Consider the following 21,814-nt stretch of genomic DNA (forward strand, 5'->3'; position numbering starts at 1 on the left):
CAACCCAGCGCATGAAAGCCGCGGCGAAGATGGTTAAAGCGAAACGCCAGGAAGAGCAGGCCAACTTTATAAGTTGGCGTTTTGCGTTGCTTTGCGGCTGTATTTTACTGGCGCTCGGCTTCCTTATTGGCCGCGTCGCTTATCTGCAAATCATCAACCCCGATATGCTGGTGCGTCAGGGCGATATGCGCTCGCTGCGCGTGCAGGAAGTGGCGACCTCGCGCGGCATGATCACCGACCGCTCTGGCCGCCCGCTGGCGGTCAGCGTGCCGGTAAAAGCGATCTGGGCGGACCCGAAAGAGCTGCATGACGCAGGCGGCGTGACGCTGGATAACCGCTGGAAAGCGCTCTCCGATGCGCTCAACATGCCGCTCGATCAGCTCGCCTCGCGTATCAACGCCAACCCGAAGATGCGCTTCATCTATCTTGCCCGTCAGGTCAATCCGGATCTGGGGGACTACATCAAAAAACTCAAGCTTCCCGGCATTCATCTGCGCGAAGAGTCGCGCCGCTACTACCCGTCCGGGGAAGTGACCGCTCACCTGATCGGCTTTACCAACGTCGACAGCCAGGGGATCGAAGGGGTTGAGAAGAGCTTTGATAAGTGGCTTACCGGCCAGCCGGGCGAGCGTATCGTGCGTAAAGACCGCTATGGCCGGGTGATTGAGGATATCTCCTCGACCGACAGCCAGGCGGCGCATAATCTTGCGCTGAGCATTGATGAGCGCCTGCAGGCGCTGGTTTATCGTGAGCTGAATAACGCCGTGGCGTTTAACAAAGCCGAATCCGGCAGCGCCGTGCTGGTAGATGTCAATACCGGCGAAGTGCTGGCGATGGCGAATAGCCCCTCCTATAACCCGAACAACTTCTCCGGCACCTCCAAAGATTCGATGCGTAACCGCGCCATCACCGACGTCTTCGAACCCGGTTCAACGGTGAAGCCGATGGTGGTGATGACCGCCCTGCAGCGCGGCGTGGTCAACCCCAATACGGTGCTCAACACCGTGCCTTACCGAATCAACGGTCACGAAATCAAAGACGTGGCGCGCTATAGCGAATTGACCCTCACCGGGGTGCTGCAGAAGTCGAGTAACGTTGGCGTATCCAGGCTGGCGTTAGCGATGCCCTCCTCAGCGTTAGTAGATACTTACTCACGTTTTGGACTGGGAAAAACGACCAATTTGGGGATGGTCGGAGAACGCAGTGGCTTATTTCCTCAAAAACAACGGTGGTCTGACATAGAGAGGGCCACCTTCTCTTTCGGCTACGGGCTAATGGTAACGCCGTTACAGTTAGCGCGAGTCTACGCAACCATTGGCAGCTACGGCATCTATCGCCCGCTGTCGATTACCAAAGTCGACCCGCCCGTACCGGGTGAGCGCGTCTTCAACGAATCCATCGTCCGCACCGTGGTGCACATGATGGAGAGCGTGGCGTTGCCGGGCGGCGGCGGGGTAAAAGCGGCCATCAAGGGCTATCGTATCGCCATCAAAACCGGTACGGCGAAAAAAGTCGGGCCGGATGGGCGCTATATCAACAAATACATTGCATACACTGCGGGCGTCGCGCCTGCCAGCCGGCCGCGTTTTGCGCTGGTGGTGGTCATTAACGATCCGCAAGCGGGCAAATACTACGGTGGCGCGGTCTCTGCGCCGGTCTTCGGTGCCATCATGGGCGGCGTACTGCGCACCATGAACATCGAGCCGGATGCGCTGACCACGGGCGAAAAAAGTGAGTTTGTAATTAATCAAGGCGAGGGATCAGGTGGCAGATCGTAATTTGCGCGACCTTCTCGCTCCGTGGGTACCTATGCTACCTGCGCGAGCACTACGAGAGATGACACTCGACAGCCGTGTGGCTGCGTCGGGCGATCTCTTCGTGGCGGTGGTCGGTCATCAGGCGGACGGGCGTCGTTATATCCCGCAGGCGATTGCGCAAGGTGTTGCTGCCATTATTGCTGAAGCGAAAGACGAGGCAAATGACGGTGAAGTTCGTGAAATGCACGGTGTGCCGGTGGTTTACTTAAGCCAGCTGAACGAGCGCCTCTCTGCGCTGGCGGGCCGCTTCTACGGCGAGCCGTCAGACCAGCTGCGCCTGATCGGCGTCACCGGTACCAACGGTAAAACCACCACTACGCAGCTGTTAGCGCAGTGGAGCCAACTGCTGGGTGAAACCAGCGCGGTAATGGGCACGGTCGGCAACGGCCTGCTCGGCAAAGTGGTGCCGACGGAAAACACCACCGGTTCTGCGGTCGACGTCCAGCATGTGATTGCCGGTCTCGCGGAGCAGGGCGCTACCCTTGCTGCGATGGAGGTCTCCTCTCACGGTTTAGTTCAGCATCGCGTTGCGGCTCTCAAATTCGCCGCCTCGGTGTTCACCAATTTAAGTCGCGATCATCTCGATTATCACGGCGATATGACCCATTACGAAGCGGCCAAATGGCTGCTCTTCTCCTCGCACAACTATGGTCAGGCGATCATCAACGCTGATGACGAAGTGGGCCGCCGCTGGCTGGCAAACCTGCCTGATGCGGTTGCGGTGTCGATGGAAGGCCATATCAACCCGGACTGCCACGGGCGTTGGCTCAAAACCCTGAGCGTCGATTACCACGACAGCGGGGCGACAATTCGCTTCGACTCCAGTTGGGGCAAAGGCGAAATCGAAAGCCGCCTGATGGGCGCGTTTAACGTCAGTAATCTGCTGCTGGCAATGGCAACCCTGCTGGCGCTCGGCTATCCGCTCAGCGATCTGCTGAAAACCGCCTCCCGTCTGCAACCCGTTTGCGGCCGGATGGAAGTATTCAGCGCGCCGGGCAAACCGACGGTGGTGGTGGATTATGCCCACACGCCGGATGCGCTGGAAAAAGCGCTGCAGGCCGCGCGCCTGCACTGCACCGGGAAACTGTGGTGTGTCTTTGGCTGCGGTGGCGATCGCGACAAGGGCAAACGTCCGCTGATGGGCGCGATTGCCGAAGAGTTTGCCGATGTGCCGGTCGTCACTGATGACAACCCGCGCACCGAAGAGCCGCGCGCCATTATTAATGACATTCTCGCCGGCATGCTCGACGCAGGGCGCGCGCATGTCGTAGAGGGTCGTGCCGAAGCGGTGACCAACGCCATTATGCAGGCTAAAGAGAACGATGTGGTGCTGCTGGCAGGTAAAGGCCATGAAGATTATCAGATTGTCGGCACGCACCGTCTGGATTATTCCGACCGGGTCACCGCCGCGCGTCTGCTGGGGGGAGTAGCATGATTAGCGTAACGCTCAACCAGCTTGCCGGCACGCTGCACGGTGAACTTTTGGGTCAGGACGTCACAATTGACGCCGTGACCAGCGATACCCGCAAATTGACGCCGGGCTGCTTGTTTGTGGCGCTGAAAGGCGAACGTTTCGACGCCCACGATTTTGCCGACCAGGCTAAAGCGGGCGGTGCGGGCGCGCTGCTGGTGAGCCGCAAACTGAATACCGATCTGCCGCAGCTGGTGGTGAGTGATACCCGCCAGGCCTTCGGCGAACTGGCGGCGTGGGTGCGTCAGCAGGTGCCGACGCGCGTCGTCGCGCTGACCGGCTCCTCCGGCAAAACCTCGGTGAAAGAGATGACCGCTGCCATTCTTAGCGAGTGCGGCAACACCCTCTACACTGCGGGCAACCTCAACAATGACATCGGCGTGCCGATGACCCTGCTGCGTCTGACCAGAGAACATCAGTACGCGGTGATTGAGCTGGGCGCTAATCACCAGGGTGAGATCGCCTGGACCGTTAGCTTAACCCGCCCGGAAGCGGCGCTGGTTAACAACCTGGCCGCTGCGCATCTGGAAGGGTTCGGATCGCTGGCTGGCGTGGCGAAGGCGAAAGGTGAAATTTACACCGGCCTGCCGGCCAACGGCATCGCCATCCTCAATGCCGATAACAATGACTGGCTGAACTGGCAGAGCATTATTGGCGATCGCAAAGTGTGGCGCTTCTCGCCCAACGCGGCGAACAGCGATTTTACCGCCACCAATGTGCATATCACCTCGCACGGTACCGAGTTCACGCTGCAAACGCCGACCGGCAATGCCGACGTGATTTTACCCCTGCCGGGACGTCACAACATTGCTAACGCGCTGGCGGCGACCGCGCTGGCGATGGCGGTAGGCGCATCCCTCGATGCGGTGAAAAAGGGTCTGGCGAAGCTGAAAGCGGTGCCGGGCCGTCTCTTCCCGGTGCGCCTCGGCGAAAACCAGCTGCTGCTGGATGATACCTATAACGCCAACGTCGGGTCGATGACCGCCGCTGCGCACGTGCTGGCAGAGATGCCCGGCTACCGCGTAATGGTGGTGGGCGATATGGCGGAGTTGGGCGACGAAAGCGAAGCCTGCCATGTTCAGGTCGGCGAAGCGGCAAAATCCGTCGGTATCGACAAGGTGCTGAGCGTCGGCACATTAAGTCAAGCGCTCAGCGACGCCAGCGGCGTCGGCGAGCATTTCAACGATAAAGCTGCGGCTACGGCGCGTTTAAAAGCGCTGATTGCCGAGCACCCAATCATTACCATTTTAGTGAAAGGTTCACGTAGCTCCGCCATGGAAGAGGTGGTACGCGAATTACAGGAGAACGGGACATGTTAGTTTGGCTGGCCGAGCATTTGGTCAAATATTATTCCGGCTTTAACGTCTTTTCCTATCTGACGTTTCGCGCCATTGTCAGCCTGCTGACCGCGCTCTTCATCTCGTTGTGGATGGGGCCGCGCATGATTGCCCGCTTGCAGAAACTCTCTTTTGGCCAGGTTGTGCGTAACGACGGCCCGGAATCGCATTTCAGTAAACGCGGTACGCCGACGATGGGCGGAATTATGATCCTCACCGCGATCGTCGTTTCTGTGCTGCTGTGGGCTTACCCCTCCAACCCCTACGTCTGGTGCGTACTGGTGGTACTGGTGGGCTACGGCATCATCGGCTTTGTTGATGATTACCGAAAAGTGGTGCGCAAAGATACGAAGGGGCTAATCGCTCGCTGGAAGTACTTCTGGATGTCGGTGATTGCGCTGGGCGTGGCGTTTGCCCTCTATCTTGCCGGTAAAGATACTCCCGCCACCGAACTGGTGGTGCCGTTCTTTAAAGATGTGATGCCGCAGCTCGGCCTCTTCTATGTGCTGCTCGCTTACTTTGTGATTGTCGGTACCGGTAACGCCGTCAATCTGACGGATGGTCTCGACGGCCTGGCGATTATGCCGACCGTCTTTGTTGCTGGCGGCTTTGCGCTGGTGGCCTGGGCCACCGGTAACATGAACTTCGCCAACTACCTGCATATCCCTTATCTGCGCCACGCGGGTGAGCTGGTGATCGTCTGTACAGCGATTGTCGGTGCGGGGCTCGGTTTCCTGTGGTTTAACACCTATCCGGCTCAGGTCTTTATGGGCGATGTCGGCTCGCTGGCGCTCGGCGGCGCGCTCGGCATTATCGCTGTGCTGCTGCGCCAGGAGTTCCTGCTGGTGATCATGGGCGGCGTCTTTGTGGTGGAAACCCTGTCGGTGATTTTGCAGGTTGGTTCGTTCAAACTGCGCGGCCAGCGCATTTTCCGTATGGCACCGATTCACCACCACTATGAATTGAAGGGCTGGCCGGAGCCGCGCGTGATTGTGCGCTTCTGGATTATTTCGCTGATGCTGGTGCTGATTGGCCTGGCAACGCTGAAGGTACGTTAATCATGGCAGATTACCAGGGTAAAAAAGTCGTCATTATCGGTTTAGGCCTGACGGGCCTCTCCTGCGTGGACTTTTTCCTCGCGCGCGGCGTCACGCCGAGGGTGATGGATACCCGCACGTCGCCGCCGGGGCTGGATAAGCTGCCGGAAACGGTCGAGCGCCATCTTGGTAGTCTTAACGATGATTGGTTGCAGAGTGCCGATCTGATTGTCGCCAGCCCCGGTATGGCGCTGGCGCACCCATCGCTTAGTGCGGCAGCGGACGCGGGCGTCGAGATTGTCGGCGATATCGAACTCTTCTGCCGGGAAGCGCAGACACCGATCATCGCTATTACCGGTTCGAACGGCAAGAGCACCGTCACCAAACTGGTCGGTGAGATGGCGGAAGCGGCCGGTAAGAATGTGGGCGTCGGCGGCAATATCGGCCTGCCAGCGCTGATGCTGCTGGATGAGGCGCGTGAGCTCTATGTGCTTGAGCTCTCCAGCTTCCAGCTGGAAACCACCTCCAGCCTGCGTGCCGTGGCGGCAACCATTCTTAACGTCACGGAAGATCATATGGATCGCTATCCGTTTGGCCTGCAGCAGTACCGCGCCGCCAAACTGCGTATCTATGAAAACGCTAAAGTGTGCGTGGTCAATGCCGATGACGCTCTGACCATGCCGGTTCGCGGTGCCGATGAGCGCTGCGTCAGCTTTGGCGTCGACGTCGGTGACTATCACCTCAACCGCCAGCAGGGCGAAATCTGGCTGCGGGTAAAAGGTGAGAAGGTGCTGAACGTCAAAGAGATGAAACTGAGCGGCCAGCACAACTACACTAACGCGCTGGCGGCGCTGGCTCTGGCGGACGCGGCCGGTTTACCGCGCGCCAGCAGCCTGAAGGCGCTGACCACCTTTGGCGGGCTGGCGCACCGCTTCCAGCTGGCTTACGAGCATAACGGCGTGCGCTGGATCAACGACTCGAAAGCGACCAACGTCGGCAGCACCGAAGCGGCGCTTAATGGCTTGCAAGTCGAAGGTATGCTGCATCTGCTGCTGGGCGGCGATGGCAAATCGGCAGACTTCTCGCCGCTCAAGCGTTACCTCGGCGGCGAACGTATTCGCCTTTACTGTTTTGGGCGCGATGGCGCTGAACTGGCTGCGCTGCGCCCGGATGTGGCTGAGCAGACAGAGACAATGGATCAGGCGATGCGCGTAATTGCCGCGCGCGTGCAGCCGGGCGACATGGTGCTGTTGTCACCCGCCTGTGCCAGCCTCGATCAGTTTAAGAATTTCGAACAACGGGGCGACCAGTTCACCCGTCTGGCGCAGGAGTTAGGCTAATGCGTTTAACGCTTCCCCGCCCGAGAATGCCGCGTCTGCCAGGTTATGGGATCCTGGCATGGCTGTTTGCGGCATTGAAAGGCTGGGTCATGGGCTCGCGACAGAAAGATACTGACAGCCTGGTGATGTATGACCGCACGCTGCTGTGGTTGACGCTGGGCCTGGCGGCGATCGGCTTCATTATGGTGACCTCGGCATCAATGCCGGTCGGTCAGCGTTTGACGGACGATCCCTTCTTCTTCGCCAAACGCCACGGGCTCTATCTATTCCTGTCCTTCTGTATGGCAATGATCACGCTGCGCCTGCCGATGGAGTTCTGGCAGAAGTACAGCTCGGTGATGCTGATCGCCGCGATCATTATGCTGTTAGTGGTGCTGGTGGTGGGCAGCTCGATCAACGGTGCATCGCGCTGGATTGACCTTGGCATCATGCGCTTCCAGCCGGCGGAGTTCACCAAGCTGTCGCTCTTCTGCTACCTGGCGAACTACCTGGTGCGCAAAGTGGACGAGGTGCGTAACAACCTGCGCGGCTTCTTAAAACCGATGGGCGTGATCCTCGTGCTGGCGATCCTGCTGCTGGCGCAGCCTGACCTCGGTACAGTGGTGGTGCTGTTTATCACCACGCTGGCGATGCTGTTCCTCGCGGGTGCGAAGTTGTGGCAATTCATCGCCATTATCGGCATGGGGATCTCGGCGGTGATACTGCTGATCCTCGCTGAACCCTATCGTATTCGCCGCGTAACTTCCTTCTGGAACCCGTGGGAAGATCCGTTTGGCAGCGGGTATCAGTTAACCCAGTCGCTGATGGCGTTTGGCCGCGGCGAGCTGTGGGGGCAGGGACTCGGCAACTCGGTACAGAAACTTGAGTATCTACCGGAAGCACATACCGACTTTATCTTCTCCATCATCGGCGAAGAACTCGGTTATATCGGTGTGGTAGCCGCACTTTTAATGGTATTCTTCGTCGCTTTCCGCGCCATGTCCATTGGCAGAAAAGCGCTGGAGATTGACCACCGTTTCTCCGGTTTCCTTGCCTGCTCTATAGGTATCTGGTTCAGCTTCCAGGCGCTGGTTAACGTCGGTGCGGCAGCCGGTATGCTGCCGACCAAAGGCTTAACCCTGCCGCTGATCAGTTACGGCGGCTCGAGTTTATTGATTATGTCGACGGCGATTACGCTGTTGCTACGGATAGATTATGAAACGCGCCTGAAGAAAGCTCAGGCGTTTACACGAGGTGTGTGATGAGTGGTCAACCTAAGCGGTTAATGGTGATGGCAGGCGGAACCGGCGGGCATGTTTTCCCCGGTCTCGCCGTGGCGCACCATTTGATGGATCAGGGCTGGCAAGTACGCTGGCTCGGAACCGCCGATCGTATGGAGGCTGACCTGGTGCCAAAACATGGCATCGATATCGACTTCATCCGCATCTCCGGCCTGCGTGGCAAAGGGTTGAAAGCACTGCTGCTCGCGCCGGTGCGTATCTTTAATGCCTGGCGTCAGGCGCGCGACATTATGAAGCGCTTCAAGCCGGACGTGGTGCTGGGCATGGGCGGGTATGTCTCCGGCCCCGGTGGTCTTGCCGCCTGGTCGCTCGGGATTCCGGTTGTCCTGCATGAGCAGAACGGTATTGCCGGATTGACCAATAAGTGGCTGGCAAAGATCGCTACCAAAGTGATGCAGGCGTTTCCCGGCGCATTTCCGAAAGCAGAAGTAGTGGGGAACCCGGTGCGCGTCGATGTGCTGGCGCTGCCACTGCCGCAGATGCGTCTGCCGGGCCGCGAAGGGCCAATTCGCGTGCTGGTGGTTGGCGGCTCGCAGGGCGCGCGCGTGCTGAACCAGACTATGCCGCAGGTGGCGGCTAAACTGGGCGCGGCGGTCACCATCTGGCATCAGAGCGGGAAGGGCGCGCAGCAGGATGTGGAGCAGGCCTATGCCACTGCGGGTCAGGCGCAGCATAAAGTAACTGAATTTATTGACGATATGGCTAAAGCCTATGCGTGGGCGGATGTGGTTGTTTGCCGCTCCGGCGCGCTGACGGTAAGCGAGATCGCCGCTGCCGGTCTGCCGGCGCTGTTTGTGCCGTTTCAGCACAAAGACAGACAGCAGTACTGGAATGCCCTGCCGCTGGAGAAGGTGGGCGCGGCGAAGATCCTCGAGCAGCCGCAGTTTACCGTTGATGCCGTGGCAGCAACGCTTGCGGGCTGGGATCGTGAAGCATTAAGAGAGATGGCGGAACGCGCGCGCGCGGCAGCCATCCCCGACGCCACCGAGCGGGTGGCGCATGAAGTGAGCCTTGCGGCTCAGGGTTAAATCGTGGCGACGCCTGTTTGCGTCGCGCCAATTTTTTAGAAGTTGATGGCGTTTAGAAAATGAATACACAAGAACTTGCGAAACTGCGTTTAATCGTGCCCGAGATGCGTCGCGTCCGGCACATTCACTTCGTTGGCATCGGCGGTGCTGGCATGGGCGGTATTGCCGAAGTGCTGGCCAACGAAGGCTACCAGATTAGCGGTTCTGATTTAGCGCCAAACCCGGTGACGCAGCAGCTGACGTCCCTTGGTGCCACCATCTACTTCAATCATCGCCCGGAAAATGTGCTGGATGCGAGTGTTGTAGTGGTCTCCAGCGCGATCTCTGCCGATAACCCAGAGATCGTGGCCGCCCAGGAAGCGCGTATCCCGGTGATCCGCCGCGCGGAAATGCTGGCTGAATTAATGCGTTTTCGTCACGGTATCGCTATTGCCGGGACGCACGGAAAGACCACTACCACCGCCATGGTCTCCAGTATCTACGCGGAAGCGGGTCTGGACCCGACTTTTGTCAATGGCGGGCTGGTAAAAGCGGCCGGGGTGCATGCGCGCCTGGGCCATAGCCGTTACCTGATTGCGGAAGCGGATGAGAGCGACGCCTCCTTCCTGCACCTGCAACCGATGGTGGCCATTGTGACCAATATCGAAGCTGACCATATGGATACGTACCAGGGCGACTTCGAGAATTTGAAAGCAACCTTTATCAACTTCCTGCACAACCTGCCGTTTTATGGCCGTGCGGTGATGTGCGTAGACGACCCGGTGATCCGCGAGCTGCTGCCGCGCGTCGGGCGTCAAATTACCACCTATGGATTCAGCGACGACGCGGACGTGCGCGTGGAAGAGTACCGCCAGCAGGGGCCGCAAGGTCACTTTACGCTGGTGCGCCAGGATAAACCGGCGCTGCGCGTAACGCTTAACGCGCCGGGTCGCCACAACGCGCTCAATGCCGCAGCGGCGGTGGCCGTGGCGACGGAAGAGGGGATTGACGACGAAGCGATTTTGCGCGCGCTGGAGAGCTTCCAGGGCACCGGTCGCCGCTTTGATTTCCTCGGCGAGTTCCCGCTGGAGGCGGTGAATGGCAATAGTGGCAGCGCGATGCTGGTTGATGATTACGGCCATCATCCAACGGAAGTGGACGCAACGATCAAAGCTGCGCGCGCTGGCTGGCCGGATAAAAACCTGGTGATGATATTCCAGCCGCATCGTTATACACGTACGCGCGATCTCTATGACGACTTCGCCAACGTGCTGACGCAGGTGGATAAGCTGCTGATGCTGGAAGTTTACTCGGCGGGCGAAACGGCGATTCCAGGAGCAGACAGCCGCTCGCTGTGCCGCACTATCCGTGGTCGCGGCAAGATCGATCCGATCCTGGTTTCCGAACCGGATCAGGTGGCGACAATGCTGGCACCGGTGCTGACGGGCAACGATCTGATCCTGATTCAGGGCGCAGGCAATATCGGCAAGATTGCCCGTAGCCTGGCGCAGTGCAAACTGGTGCCGCAGAGCGAGGAGGTCCAGCATGGCTGAGAAAGTTGCCGTTCTGCTGGGGGGAACCTCCGCTGAGCGCGATGTGTCGCTTAACTCAGGCGCGGCGGTGCTTGCCGGGTTGCGTGAAGGTGGCGTTGACGCCCATGCAGTCGATCCGCGTGAGGTCGATGTGACTCGCCTGAAAGAGATGGGCTTTAGTAAAGCGTTTATCGCGCTGCATGGCCGTGGTGGCGAAGATGGCACGCTGCAAGGGCTGCTGGAGCTCACCGGCGTTCCGTATACCGGCAGCAGCGTGATGGCCTCTGCGATCTCAATGGATAAACTGCGCAGCAAATTGCTGTGGCAGGGTGCGGGTTTACCGGTGGCACCGTGGGTTGCTTTAACGCGTAGCGAGTTTGAATCTGGCCTGCAAACCACTGATATTGAACGCATTGAGGCGCTGGGCTTACCTCTGATTGTTAAGCCAAGCCGGGAAGGCTCCAGCGTTGGGATGTCAAAGGTCAATGAAAGTAGCGATCTGCAGGCGGCTTTAGCACTTGCTTTTCAACACGATGATGAAGTTCTGATCGAAAAATGGCTCAGTGGCCCGGAATTTACCGTCGCGTTGCTTGGAAATGAAATTTTACCGTCGATTCGCATTCAACCGGCGGGAATCTTCTATGATTATGAGGCGAAGTATCTCTCTGATGAGACGCAGTATTTCTGTCCATCAGGTCTGGAAGCAGAGCGGGAAGCGGCTTTACAGGCGCTGATCGCCAAAGCGTGGCAGGTTTTAGGCTGCCGCGGCTGGGGGCGAATCGATGCGATGCTCGACAGTGATGGTCAATTTTATCTGCTGGAAGCGAATACCTCGCCGGGTATGACTAGCCACAGCCTGGTGCCGATGGCGGCACGTCAGGCGGGGCTGAGCTTTACCCAGCTTGTTGTTCGTATTCTGGAACTGGCGGAGTGATATGTCTCAGGCTGCGCTGAACACGCGAAATCGCGAAGCGGAGGCGGTAACGACCTCCCGCCGCAACAATGGAACGCGCCTCGCCGGGATAGTGTTTCTGTTGACGGTACTGTGCACCGTGTTGGTGAGTGGCTGGATCGTGCTCGGCTGGATGGATGACGCGCAGCGGTTACCGCTGTCGAAGCTGGTGCTTACCGGCGATCGCCACTACACGCGCAATGATGATATTCGCCAGTCGATTCTGGCGCTTGGCGCACCCGGGACCTTTATGTCGCAGGACGTCAATATCATTCAGAGCCAGATTGAGCGCCTGTCGTGGATCAAACAGGCAAGCGTAAGAAAGCAGTGGCCGGACGAATTGAAGATTCATCTGGTTGAATATGTGCCCATTGCGCGGTGGAATGACCAGCATATGGTTGATGCGGACGGCAACGCCTTTAGCGTACCGGCGGAACGCACCAGCAAGCAGATATTGCCGATGCTGTATGGCCCGGAGGGCAGCGAAAGTGAAGTGCTGCAGGGTTATCGCGATATGGGACAGGTGCTGGCAAAGGATAAGTTCACGCTGAAAGAAGCAGCGATGACCGCGCGGCGCTCCTGGCAGGTCACGCTGAGCAATGATATTAAGCTCAACCTGGGCCGAGGCGATACGATGAAGCGCCTGGCGCGCTTTGTCGAACTCTACCCGGTGCTGCAGCAGCAGGCTCAGACGGATGGCAAAGAGATAAGCTACGTGGATTTGCGCTATGACTCAGGCGCGGCGGTGGGTTGGAAGCCTGCCCCGGTACAGGAACAACCGGATCAGCAGCAAAATCAGGCACAACAGAATCAGGCACAGGCAGAGCAACAATGATCAAGGCGACGGACAGAAAACTGGTAGTTGGACTGGAGATTGGCACCGCGAAGGTCGCCGCTTTAGTAGGGGAAGTTCTGCCCGACGGTATTGTGAATATCATTGGCGTAGGCAGTTGCCCATCCCGTGGGATGGACAAAGGCGGAGTGAACGATCTGGAGTCGGTGGTGAAGTGCGTACAGCGCGCCATCGATCAGGCCGAACTGATGGCGGATTGCCAGATCTCCTCGGTCTACCTTGCGCTCTCGGGGAAACACATTAGTTGCCAGAACGAAATTGGTATGGTGCCGATTTCAGAAGAAGAAGTGACGCTGGAAGATGTGGAAAACGTGGTGCATACCGCGAAATCAGTCCGCGTACGCGATGAACACCGCGTGCTGCACGTGATTCCGCAGGAGTACGCCATTGACTACCAGGAGGGGATTAAAAACCCGGTAGGCCTTTCTGGCGTGCGCATGCAGGCGAAAGTACACCTGATTACTTGCCATAACGATATGGCGAAAAACATCGTTAAAGCCGTTGAACGATGTGGTTTGAAAGTTGACCAACTTATCTTTGCCGGGCTGGCCTCCAGCTATTCGGTGTTGACGGAAGATGAACGCGAACTGGGCGTCTGCGTCGTTGACATCGGCGGTGGTACAATGGACATGGCCGTTTATACCGGCGGCGCGCTGCGCCACACCAAAGTGATCCCTTACGCGGGGAACGTAGTGACCAGCGATATCGCTTACGCCTTCGGCACACCGCCGAGCGACGCAGAAGCGATTAAAGTTCGCCACGGCTGTGCGCTGGGATCGCTGGTCGGTAAAGATGAGAGCGTGGAAGTGCCAAGCGTGGGCGGTCGACCGCCGCGCAGCCTGCAGCGCCAGACGCTGGCAGATGTGATTGAGCCGCGCTATACCGAGCTGCTCAACCTGGTCAACGACGAGATATTGCAGTTGCAGGAGCAGCTTCGCCAGCAGGGCGTGAAACATCATCTTGCTGCGGGGATTGTATTAACCGGCGGCGCGGCGCAGATTGAAGGTCTGGCGGCCTGCGCGCAACGTGTGTTCCATACGCAGGTGCGTATCGGTGCACCGCTCAATATTACTGGCTTAACTGATTACGCCCAGGAGCCGTATTACTCTACGGCGGTTGGGCTGCTGCACTACGGGAAAGAGACCCATTTAAGTGGTGAAGCGGAAGTGGAAAAGCGGACGTCAGTCGGTTCGTGGTTCAAACGAATCAACAGCTGGCTGCGAAAAGAGTTTTAATTTTTTTCAGAGACCGTAGAAAATTAGCGGTTTCAGGCGACAGGCACATACGCCAATCCTGATAAGCGGCCCACGGGCTGTCCGGTGGATGAGGCGTAAAGACGGAGAGAGATTATGTTTGAACCAATGGAATTAACCAACGACGCGGTGATTAAAGTCATCGGCGTCGGTGGCGGCGGCGGTAATGCCGTAGAGCATATGGTGCGTGAGCGCATCGAAGGGGTTGAGTTCTTCGCGGTGAATACCGACGCTCAAGCGTTGCGTAAGACGGCGGTAGGGCAGACCATCCAGATTGGTGGCGGTATCACTAAAGGTCTGGGCGCAGGGGCTAACCCTGAAGTGGGTCGCAATGCGGCTGAAGAGGATCGTGAAGCGCTGCGCGCTGCGCTGGAAGGCGCTGACATGGTCTTTATCGCAGCGGGCATGGGTGGCGGTACCGGTACCGGTGCGGCGCCTGTGGTAGCTGAAGTCGCGAAAGACTTAGGCATTCTGACCGTTGCGGTGGTGACTAAGCCGTTCAACTTTGAAGGCAAGAAGCGCATGGCCTTTGCAGAGCAGGGTATAACCGAGCTCTCAAAACATGTCGATTCCCTGATCACTATCCCGAACGACAAGCTGTTGAAAGTGCTGGGTCGCGGCATCTCTCTGCTTGACGCATTCGGCGCGGCAAATGACGTGCTGAAAGGCGCGGTACAGGGTATCGCCGAGCTGATTACCCGTCCGGGTCTGATGAACGTTGACTTCGCCGACGTGCGCACCGTGATGTCCGAAATGGGCTACGCGATGATGGGCTCCGGTGTGGCAAGCGGTGAAGATCGTGCGGAAGAAGCGGCAGAAATGGCGATCTCCAGCCCGCTGCTGGAAGATATCGACCTCTCTGGCGCGCGCGGTGTGCTGGTTAACATCACCGCGGGCTTCGACCTGCGTCTGGATGAGTTCGAGACCGTCGGTAACACCATTCGTGCGTTCGCTTCTGATAACGCGACGGTGGTTATCGGTACTTCTCTTGACCCGGATATGAACGACGAACTGCGTGTAACCGTTGTTGCTACCGGTATCGGTATGGACAAACGTCCTGAGATTACTCTGGTCACTAACAAGCAGGCACAGCAGCCGGTGATGGATCGCTACCAGCAGCACGGCATGCAGCCTATGCAGCAGGAGCAGAAGCCGGCGAAAGTGGTTAACGACAATACGCCGCAGACCACTAAAGAGCCCGATTATCTGGATATTCCGGCGTTTCTGCGTAAGCAAGCCGACTAAGAATTTACTGGAAGTTGGGCATGTTCGCTCTTTGTGCTAAACTGGCCCACCCATTGTGTTATACAATTTGGTTGGATTGGTAATAAGGCGAGATTATACGATGATCAAACAAAGGACTCTTAAACGTATCGTTCAGGCGACTGGTGTCGGTTTACATACCGGCAAGAAAGTCACACTGACGTTGCGCCCTGCGCCGGCAAATACCGGGGTCATCTATCGTCGCACCGACTTAAATCCACCGGTAGACTTTCCGGCTGATGCTAAATCTGTGCGTGATACTATGCTCTGTACTTGTCTGGTTAACGAGCATGACGTGCGGATTTCCACCGTTGAGCACTTAAATGCGGCTCTGGCGGGGCTGGGTATCGACAACATTATTGTCGAAGTCGATGCACCGGAAATTCCAATTATGGATGGCAGTGCAGCACCTTTCGTCTACCTGTTGCTTGACGCAGGGGTAGAGGAGCTGAACAGCGCCAAGAAATTCGTTCGCATCAAAGAGACGGTGCGCGTTGAAGATGGCGATAAGTGGGCCGAGTTCAAACCGCATAACGGTTTTACGCTCGATTTCACCATCGACTTCAACCACCCGGCGATTGATGCCAGCACGCAACGCTACGCGATGAACTTCTCTGCGGACGCATTTATGCGCCAGATTAGCCGCGCGCGTACTTTCGGTTTCATGCGTGATATCGAATACCTTCAGTCCCGCGGCCTGTGCCTGGGCGGAAGCTTCGATTGTGCCATCGTAGTTGACGATTATCGCGTACTGAACGAAGACGGCCTGCGTTTTGAAGATGAATTCGTGCGCCACAAAATGCTCGATGCAATCGGCGACCTCTTTATGTGTGGTCACAACATTATCGGTGCGTTTACCGCTTATAAGTCCGGTCATGCGCTGAACAACAAACTTCTGCAGGCTGTTCTGGCAAAACAGGAAGCCTGGGAATACGTGACCTTCGAAGACGAAGCTGAACTGCCGCTGGCATTCAAAGCACCTTCAATGGTTCTGGCGTAACGCCATAACCTAAAAATCGACTGGTTAACCTGGCACTCTCTCCGGTCAGGGGAACCAGTCGTTTTTCTTTTTGCGCGCCGCAAAACCCTCTCTTTACGACTAATCTTTCCGGAAATCTTTTCAACGCTGCGATCCTGCGTTTGATTGCTGCTTTCCTCGCCAGTTTTCGCACGCGTCAGGCCTGTTTCCTGCTGTGTGGCGGCGGCATTAGTGATAAGATTTGGGCGCAATCGACTTTCATAGACGCAATATCATGGACGCGTCTTTTTTGGTGGAGCAAGTGAGCGGAATACTGACGCGTTGGCGACAATTTGGCAGACGCTATTTCTGGCCGCATCTCTTATTAGGGATGGTCGCGGCAAGTTTTGGCTTGCCCGCGCTTGCGAGTAATACCGAAACCCACGCCACGCGCGAAACGACGCGCAATCACGCTTCGGCGACCACGGCGAATTTCACCAGCCTCGCGCTGCTCGAAGCGAAACGCCGCCCGAACTTCACTGTCGATTATTGGCATCAGCACGCCATCCGCACCGTTATTCGTCATCTTTCGTTCGCCATGGCACCGCAGACGCTGGCCGCCGCAACGGAAGAGCCTTTGCCAATTCAGGCACACCATCTTGCTCTGCTCGATACGTTAAGCGCCCTGCTTAACGTCGAAAGCAAGCCGCCGGCAATTGTACGCCTTGCGGCTCGCCTCTCTTTTACACCTTACACAACCTTCAGTGTCCCGAACTGGATTAGCCAGGCACAGGGTATTCGCGCCGGGCCATACTCCCTCAGCTAAAAAACTATTCATCCATTTTTTTCGCTTCGCTGAGCGGAGTATCAGAGATTTTTATCATGCTAAATTTGTTAACAAAAGTATTCGGTAGCCGCAACGATCGTACGCTGCGTCGCATGCGTAAAACCGTCAACCAGATCAACGCCATGGAACCGGCTCTTGAGAAGCTCAGCGATGATGAGCTGAAAGGCAAAACGGTAGAGTTCCGCGCGCGTCTTGAGAAGGGCGAAAGCGTCGATTCCCTGCTGCCGGAAGCCTTCGCGGTGGTACGTGAAGCAAGTAAACGCGTCTTTGGTATGCGCCACTTTGATGTGCAGCTGCTCGGCGGCATGGTGCTGAACGATCGCTGCATCGCCGAGATGCGCACCGGTGAAGGTAAAACCCTGACTGCAACCCTGCCTGCTTATCTGAACGCGCTGAGCGGCAAAGGCGTGCATGTGGTTACCGTCAACGACTATCTGGCCCAGCGTGACGCCGAAAACAACCGTCCGCTGTTCGAATTCCTCGGTCTGACCGTCGGCATCAACCTGCCAGGCATGCCGTCTGTTGCCAAACGCGAAGCTTACGCCGCGGATATTACCTACGGTACTAACAACGAATATGGTTTCGACTACCTGCGCGACAACATGGCATTTAGCCCGGAAGAGCGCGTCCAGCGTAAGTTGCACTACGCGCTGGTGGATGAAGTGGACTCCATCTTGATCGATGAAGCGCGTACGCCGCTTATCATCTCCGGTCCGGCGGAAGATAGCTCCGACCTCTACAAAAAAGTGAACAAAATCATTCCTCACCTGGTGCGTCAGGAGAAGGAAGACTCTGACACCTTCCAGGGCGAAGGCCACTTCTCCGTCGACGAGAAAGCGCGTCAGGTTACCCTGACCGAGCGCGGTCTGGTGCTGATTGAAGAGCTGCTGGTGAAAGAGGGCATCATGGAGGAGGGCGAGTCGCTTTACTCCCCAACCAACATCATGCTGATGCACCACGTTACCGCCGCGCTGCGCGCTCATGTGCTCTTCACCCGTGATGTTGATTACATCGTCAAAGAGGGCGAAGTGATCATCGTCGATGAGCACACCGGCCGTACCATGCAGGGCCGCCGCTGGTCCGATGGCCTGCACCAGGCCGTTGAAGCTAAAGAAGGCGTTGAGATCCAGAACGAAAACCAGACCCTGGCGTCCATTACCTTCCAGAACTACTTCCGTCTGTATGAAAAGCTGGCCGGTATGACCGGTACTGCAGATACCGAAGCGTTCGAATTTAGCTCCATCTACAAGCTCGATACCGTAGTTGTGCCGACTAACCGCCCGATGATCCGTAAAGATATGGCGGATCTGGTCTATATGACCGAAGCGGAAAAAATTCAGGCGATTATCGAAGATATCAAAGAGCGTACTGCCAACGGTCAGCCAGTGCTGGTTGGTACCATCTCGATTGAAAAATCAGAAGTGGTGTCGAATGAGTTAACCAAAGCGGGCATCAAGCATAACGTTCTGAACGCCAAGTTCCACGCCAAAGAGGCGGATATTGTAGCGCAGGCCGGTTATCCAGGCGCGGTCACTATCGCCACCAACATGGCGGGCCGTGGTACCGATATCGTGCTTGGCGGCAGCTGGCAGTCTGAGCTTGCCGAGCTTGAAGATCCGACCCCTGAACAGGTTGCAGAGCTGAAAGCCGAGTGGCAGAAACGTCATGACGCGGTGCTGGCATCGGGCGGTCTGCACATTATTGGTACCGAGCGCCATGAATCGCGCCGTATCGATAACCAGCTGCGCGGTCGTTCCGGTCGTCAGGGTGATGCGGGTTCTTCCCGTTTCTACCTCTCGATGGAAGATGCGCTGATGCGTATTTTCGCCTCCGATCGCGTCTCCGGCATGATGCGTAAGCTTGGTATGAAACCGGGTGAAGCGATTGAGCACCCGTGGGTGACAAAAGCGATTGCCAACGCGCAGCGTAAAGTTGAAAGCCGCAACTTCGATATCCGTAAGCAGCTGCTGGAATATGATGATGTAGCGAACGATCAGCGTCGCGCAATCTACACTCAGCGTAACGAACTGCTGGACGTGACAGACGTAAGCGAAACCATCAACAGCATTCGTGAAGATGTCTTCAAAGCGACCATCGACGGGCACATCCCGCCGCAGTCTCTGGAAGAGATGTGGGATGTCCCTGGCCTGCAAGAGCGTCTGAAAAACGATTTCGATCTCGATCTGCCGATTGCGGAGTGGCTGGATAAAGAGCCGAACCTGCATGAAGAGACGCTGCGTGAGCGTATTCTGCAGAGCGCGGTAGAGACCTACCAGCGTAAAGAGGAAGTGGTTGGCGCGGAGATGATGCGTCACTTCGAGAAGGGCGTCATGCTGCAAACTCTTGACTCCCTGTGGAAAGAGCACCTGGCAGCGATGGATTATCTGCGTCAGGGGATCCATCTGCGCGGCTACGCGCAAAAAGATCCGAAGCAGGAGTACAAGCGTGAATCCTTCGCTATGTTCGCCGCGATGCTGGAGTCGCTGAAGTATGAAGTGATCAGCACCCTGAGCAAGGTTCAGGTGCGGATGCCGGAAGAGGTGGAAGCGATGGAGCAGCAGCGCCGCGAAGAGGCCGAGCGTCTGGCACAGATGCAGCAGCTGAGCCATCAGGACGATGAAGCCGCCGCTGCGGCTGCACTTGCCGATCAAACAGGTGAGCGTAAAGTCGGCCGGAACGATCCATGCCCGTGCGGTTCCGGTAAGAAATATAAGCAGTGCCACGGTCGTCTCGCATAACGGCTAATCAATAAATGAAAAGGCGCAGAGATCTGCGCCTTTTTTATGGAGTCAGCAGGATGAAAATACTCAATATCGCCGTCGGAATTATTCGTAACCCGCAGGGCGAAATTTTTATTACCCGGCGTGCGGCCGATGCGCACATGGCAAACATGCGCGAATTCCCCGGCGGCAAAATCGAAGCGGGCGAGACGCCGGAGCAGGCGATGATCCGTGAATTACAGGAAGAGGTGGGCATCACCACGCAGAGCGCCACGCTGTTCGATAAGCTGGAGTATCAGTTTCCCGATCGCCATATCACGCTCTGGTTCTGGCTGGTGGACAAATGGCTGGGCGAACCGTGGGGTAAAGAGGGGCAGCCGGGCGAGTGGATTGCGCAGAGCGCGCTGAAACCAGAAGATTTTCCGCCGGCTAACGAACCTGTCATTACAAAATTGATTCAGGAAAGCCAGGCCCACTGACGTTACGCCAGCGGGCAGCAAGCATCACTGTTGCTCTTCGCTCCACTCATCACTGTCGGAGAGATCACCTGAGCTGGGAATACGTTTCTCTTCCGCAGCCCATTCGCCGAGGTCAATCAGCTGGCAGCGTTTGCAGCAAAAAGGGCGGAATGGGCTCTCTTCGCCCCATACCACTGGTTTGCCGCAGGTCGGGCAATTCACAATTGTCTTATCAGTCATCAGGGTTCCTTAACAGCAGGCTAATTCAAAATCGAGCCGCTCCGGCACCGTGCCGTGTTCGCTGTCGAGGGGCATAAAACGAATGGCAAAGCGGCTTTTATGGCCGGAGATTTGCGGGTAAAGCCGCGCATCAAGCGGCAGTTGCAGACGCAGCAGATCGGCATCATCACCGTTATCCTGGTAGAAACCGTTCAGGCTGGTCTGGCGGCGATAGGGGGCGGCATTGCGGATCAGGTCGAGGATTAATGTCAGTGTGGCGCGCAGCGGCTCAAGGCTCTCCAGCCAGTAATGTACCTGTGTATCACGCTGCTCCTGCGGTAAGTGTAACCACATATGCAGCGTCGGCAGATCGAAGCTGCAGCAGCCGCCGGGAATGCTTAAACGCTGGCGTACCAGCGCAACCAGCCGATCTTCACGTAACTGCTGACCAATTCGCGGCGCATTCATCAATACAGCGCCACTGGATTTCAGCTGCTGGCGAATCTCTTCAATACGATTGGGATCCACGCCTGGTACTTCGCTCCAGGCTTGCAGTTTACGCTGCTGACGCTCCAGCTCTTTCAACAATTCAGTTCGGGTATCACCGCGCTCGAATACATCCAACAGATCGCCCACATTACGGAAGAAGTGCAGCGCGCCGGCATGGTCGCTGACGGGCAAGTGGACCGTGAGTTGTTGCAGTAAGAACTCGACACGCAGCCAGGTGCGCATCTTTTCATTAAGTGGATGCTCAAAAAGGATGTGGGTATGCATTACGGTTTTTCCTGTGATACGGCCTGCGCGGCGAGAGCGAGATAGCGCGCGTGCAGGCGGGCAACATCCGATGCGATTGCATCTGGTGCGCCATTATTGTCAATGACATCATCCGCGACGGCAAGCCGCGCATCGCGCGTAGCTTGCGCGGCGAGGATCTGTTCGGCATGTTCGCGGGTCACGCCGTCACGGCGCATGGTGCGTAAAATTTGCGTCTCAACCGGAACGTCAATGACTAATACCCGATCGGCTTTGTGGTAAAGCTGGTTCTCCACCAGCAGCGGAACCACCCATAGCACATAAGGTGATGTTGCCCTCGTCATCTGGCGCTCGGTCTCTTGCTGTATCAGCGGATGCAGCAAACTGTTAAGCCAGCGTTTATCATTTTCAGACGCAAAAATATATTCGCGGAGTAAGCGACGGTTGAGTGAACCGTCTGCGAGGATCATTTCATCGCCAAACTGCGCAGCGATAGCGCGTAGCGCAGGCGTGCCCGGTTCGACGACCTGGCGGGCAATCACGTCTGCATCGATAACGTTAACGCCCTGTTTGGCGAACGCATCCGCGACGGTACTTTTACCGCTGCCGATACCGCCCGTTAACGCGACCTTATACTTCATAATGCTCAATCCTGTAAGGGGCTGCCAGACTCATTATCTGCTGTTATTTTCGCCATTCATCATAACGAAACCGCAG

General features: G+C 57.1%; 19 protein-coding genes. 16 read left to right on the forward strand and 3 right to left on the reverse strand.

The window, feature by feature from the left end; all coding sequences use genetic code 11:
• Nucleotides 1-11: 11 nt before the first annotated feature.
• The 16 genes from HF650_RS04180 (at nt 12) to mutT (ending at nt 20,146) form a co-directional block, all read left to right on the forward strand.
• Nucleotides 12-1,778, forward strand: coding sequence for a peptidoglycan glycosyltransferase FtsI (locus tag HF650_RS04180; RefSeq protein ID WP_187801307.1), 1,767 nt, complete (start codon nt 12-14; stop codon nt 1,776-1,778).
• Complete coding sequence (murE, locus tag HF650_RS04185) at nt 1,765-3,252, forward strand: UDP-N-acetylmuramoyl-L-alanyl-D-glutamate--2,6-diaminopimelate ligase (protein WP_187801308.1); 1,488 nt, start codon at nt 1,765-1,767, stop codon at nt 3,250-3,252. The genes HF650_RS04180 and murE overlap by 14 nt, the downstream gene beginning before the upstream one ends.
• A complete protein-coding gene (murF, locus tag HF650_RS04190) occupies nt 3,249-4,607 on the forward strand; it encodes a UDP-N-acetylmuramoyl-tripeptide--D-alanyl-D-alanine ligase (RefSeq protein WP_187801309.1) in 1,359 nt (452 codons plus the stop codon). The genes murE and murF overlap by 4 nt, the downstream gene beginning before the upstream one ends.
• Complete coding sequence (mraY, locus tag HF650_RS04195; protein ID WP_023480302.1) at nt 4,601-5,683, forward strand: phospho-N-acetylmuramoyl-pentapeptide-transferase; 1,083 nt, start codon at nt 4,601-4,603, stop codon at nt 5,681-5,683. The genes murF and mraY overlap by 7 nt, the downstream gene beginning before the upstream one ends.
• A 2-nt stretch (nt 5,684-5,685) precedes the next feature.
• Nucleotides 5,686-7,002 (forward strand): UDP-N-acetylmuramoyl-L-alanine--D-glutamate ligase, encoded by a 1,317-nt coding sequence (gene murD / locus HF650_RS04200; RefSeq protein WP_187801310.1) that lies wholly within the window; start codon nt 5,686-5,688, stop codon nt 7,000-7,002.
• Entirely contained in the window at nt 7,002-8,243 is a 1,242-nt protein-coding gene (gene ftsW, locus HF650_RS04205) for a cell division protein FtsW (protein ID WP_023480426.1), read from the forward strand. Before murD ends, ftsW begins: the two co-directional genes overlap by 1 nt.
• Entirely contained in the window at nt 8,243-9,310 is a 1,068-nt protein-coding gene (murG, locus tag HF650_RS04210) for an undecaprenyldiphospho-muramoylpentapeptide beta-N-acetylglucosaminyltransferase (protein WP_187801311.1), read from the forward strand. The genes ftsW and murG overlap by 1 nt, the downstream gene beginning before the upstream one ends.
• Nucleotides 9,311-9,369: 59 nt before the next feature.
• Entirely contained in the window at nt 9,370-10,842 is a 1,473-nt protein-coding gene (gene murC, locus HF650_RS04215; RefSeq protein ID WP_187801312.1) for a UDP-N-acetylmuramate--L-alanine ligase, read from the forward strand.
• Nucleotides 10,835-11,755 (forward strand): D-alanine--D-alanine ligase, encoded by a 921-nt coding sequence (locus HF650_RS04220; protein ID WP_187801313.1) that lies wholly within the window; start codon nt 10,835-10,837, stop codon nt 11,753-11,755. The genes murC and HF650_RS04220 overlap by 8 nt, the downstream gene beginning before the upstream one ends.
• 1 nt (nt 11,756) lies before the next feature.
• On the forward strand, nt 11,757-12,608 hold the full coding sequence (gene ftsQ / locus HF650_RS04225; protein WP_187801314.1) for a cell division protein FtsQ: 852 nt from the start codon (nt 11,757-11,759) through the stop codon (nt 12,606-12,608).
• Nucleotides 12,605-13,861, forward strand: coding sequence for a cell division protein FtsA (gene ftsA / locus HF650_RS04230; RefSeq protein ID WP_023480191.1), 1,257 nt, complete (start codon nt 12,605-12,607; stop codon nt 13,859-13,861). Before ftsQ ends, ftsA begins: the two co-directional genes overlap by 4 nt.
• Nucleotides 13,862-13,975: 114 nt before the next feature.
• Nucleotides 13,976-15,124, forward strand: coding sequence for a cell division protein FtsZ (ftsZ, locus tag HF650_RS04235; RefSeq protein WP_007373153.1), 1,149 nt, complete (start codon nt 13,976-13,978; stop codon nt 15,122-15,124).
• Between the two features lie 100 nt (nt 15,125-15,224).
• On the forward strand, nt 15,225-16,142 hold the full coding sequence (gene lpxC / locus HF650_RS04240) for a UDP-3-O-acyl-N-acetylglucosamine deacetylase (RefSeq protein ID WP_023480366.1): 918 nt from the start codon (nt 15,225-15,227) through the stop codon (nt 16,140-16,142).
• 280 nt (nt 16,143-16,422) lie between these two features.
• The gene (gene secM / locus HF650_RS04245; RefSeq protein WP_223284271.1) at nt 16,423-16,926 is read left to right on the forward strand and encodes a secA translation cis-regulator SecM; all 504 of its coding nucleotides are present in this window, start codon (nt 16,423-16,425) and stop codon (nt 16,924-16,926) included.
• A gap of 53 nt (nt 16,927-16,979) precedes the next feature.
• Entirely contained in the window at nt 16,980-19,685 is a 2,706-nt protein-coding gene (gene secA, locus HF650_RS04250) for a preprotein translocase subunit SecA (RefSeq protein ID WP_187802604.1), read from the forward strand.
• Nucleotides 19,686-19,744: 59 nt separating this feature from the next.
• Complete coding sequence (gene mutT, locus HF650_RS04255) at nt 19,745-20,146, forward strand: 8-oxo-dGTP diphosphatase MutT (RefSeq protein ID WP_187801316.1); 402 nt, start codon at nt 19,745-19,747, stop codon at nt 20,144-20,146.
• 24 nt (nt 20,147-20,170) lie between these two features.
• Here the strand turns inward: mutT and yacG are convergent, their stop codons facing one another.
• From yacG to coaE, 3 genes are read right to left on the reverse strand one after another with little or no spacing between them, the layout of a single operon-like run.
• Nucleotides 20,171-20,365 (reverse strand): DNA gyrase inhibitor YacG, encoded by a 195-nt coding sequence (gene yacG, locus HF650_RS04260; protein ID WP_187801317.1) that lies wholly within the window; start codon nt 20,363-20,365, stop codon nt 20,171-20,173.
• 9 nt (nt 20,366-20,374) lie between these two features.
• Entirely contained in the window at nt 20,375-21,118 is a 744-nt protein-coding gene (gene zapD, locus HF650_RS04265) for a cell division protein ZapD (RefSeq protein WP_187801318.1), read from the reverse strand.
• Nucleotides 21,118-21,738 (reverse strand): dephospho-CoA kinase, encoded by a 621-nt coding sequence (gene coaE, locus HF650_RS04270; protein WP_187801319.1) that lies wholly within the window; start codon nt 21,736-21,738, stop codon nt 21,118-21,120. Before coaE ends, zapD begins: the two co-directional genes overlap by 1 nt.
• Nucleotides 21,739-21,814: the final 76 nt, after the last annotated feature.

The sequence above is a fragment of the Kosakonia sp. SMBL-WEM22 genome, from assembly GCF_014490785.1.
Taxonomy (GTDB): Bacteria; Pseudomonadota; Gammaproteobacteria; order Enterobacterales; family Enterobacteriaceae; genus Kosakonia.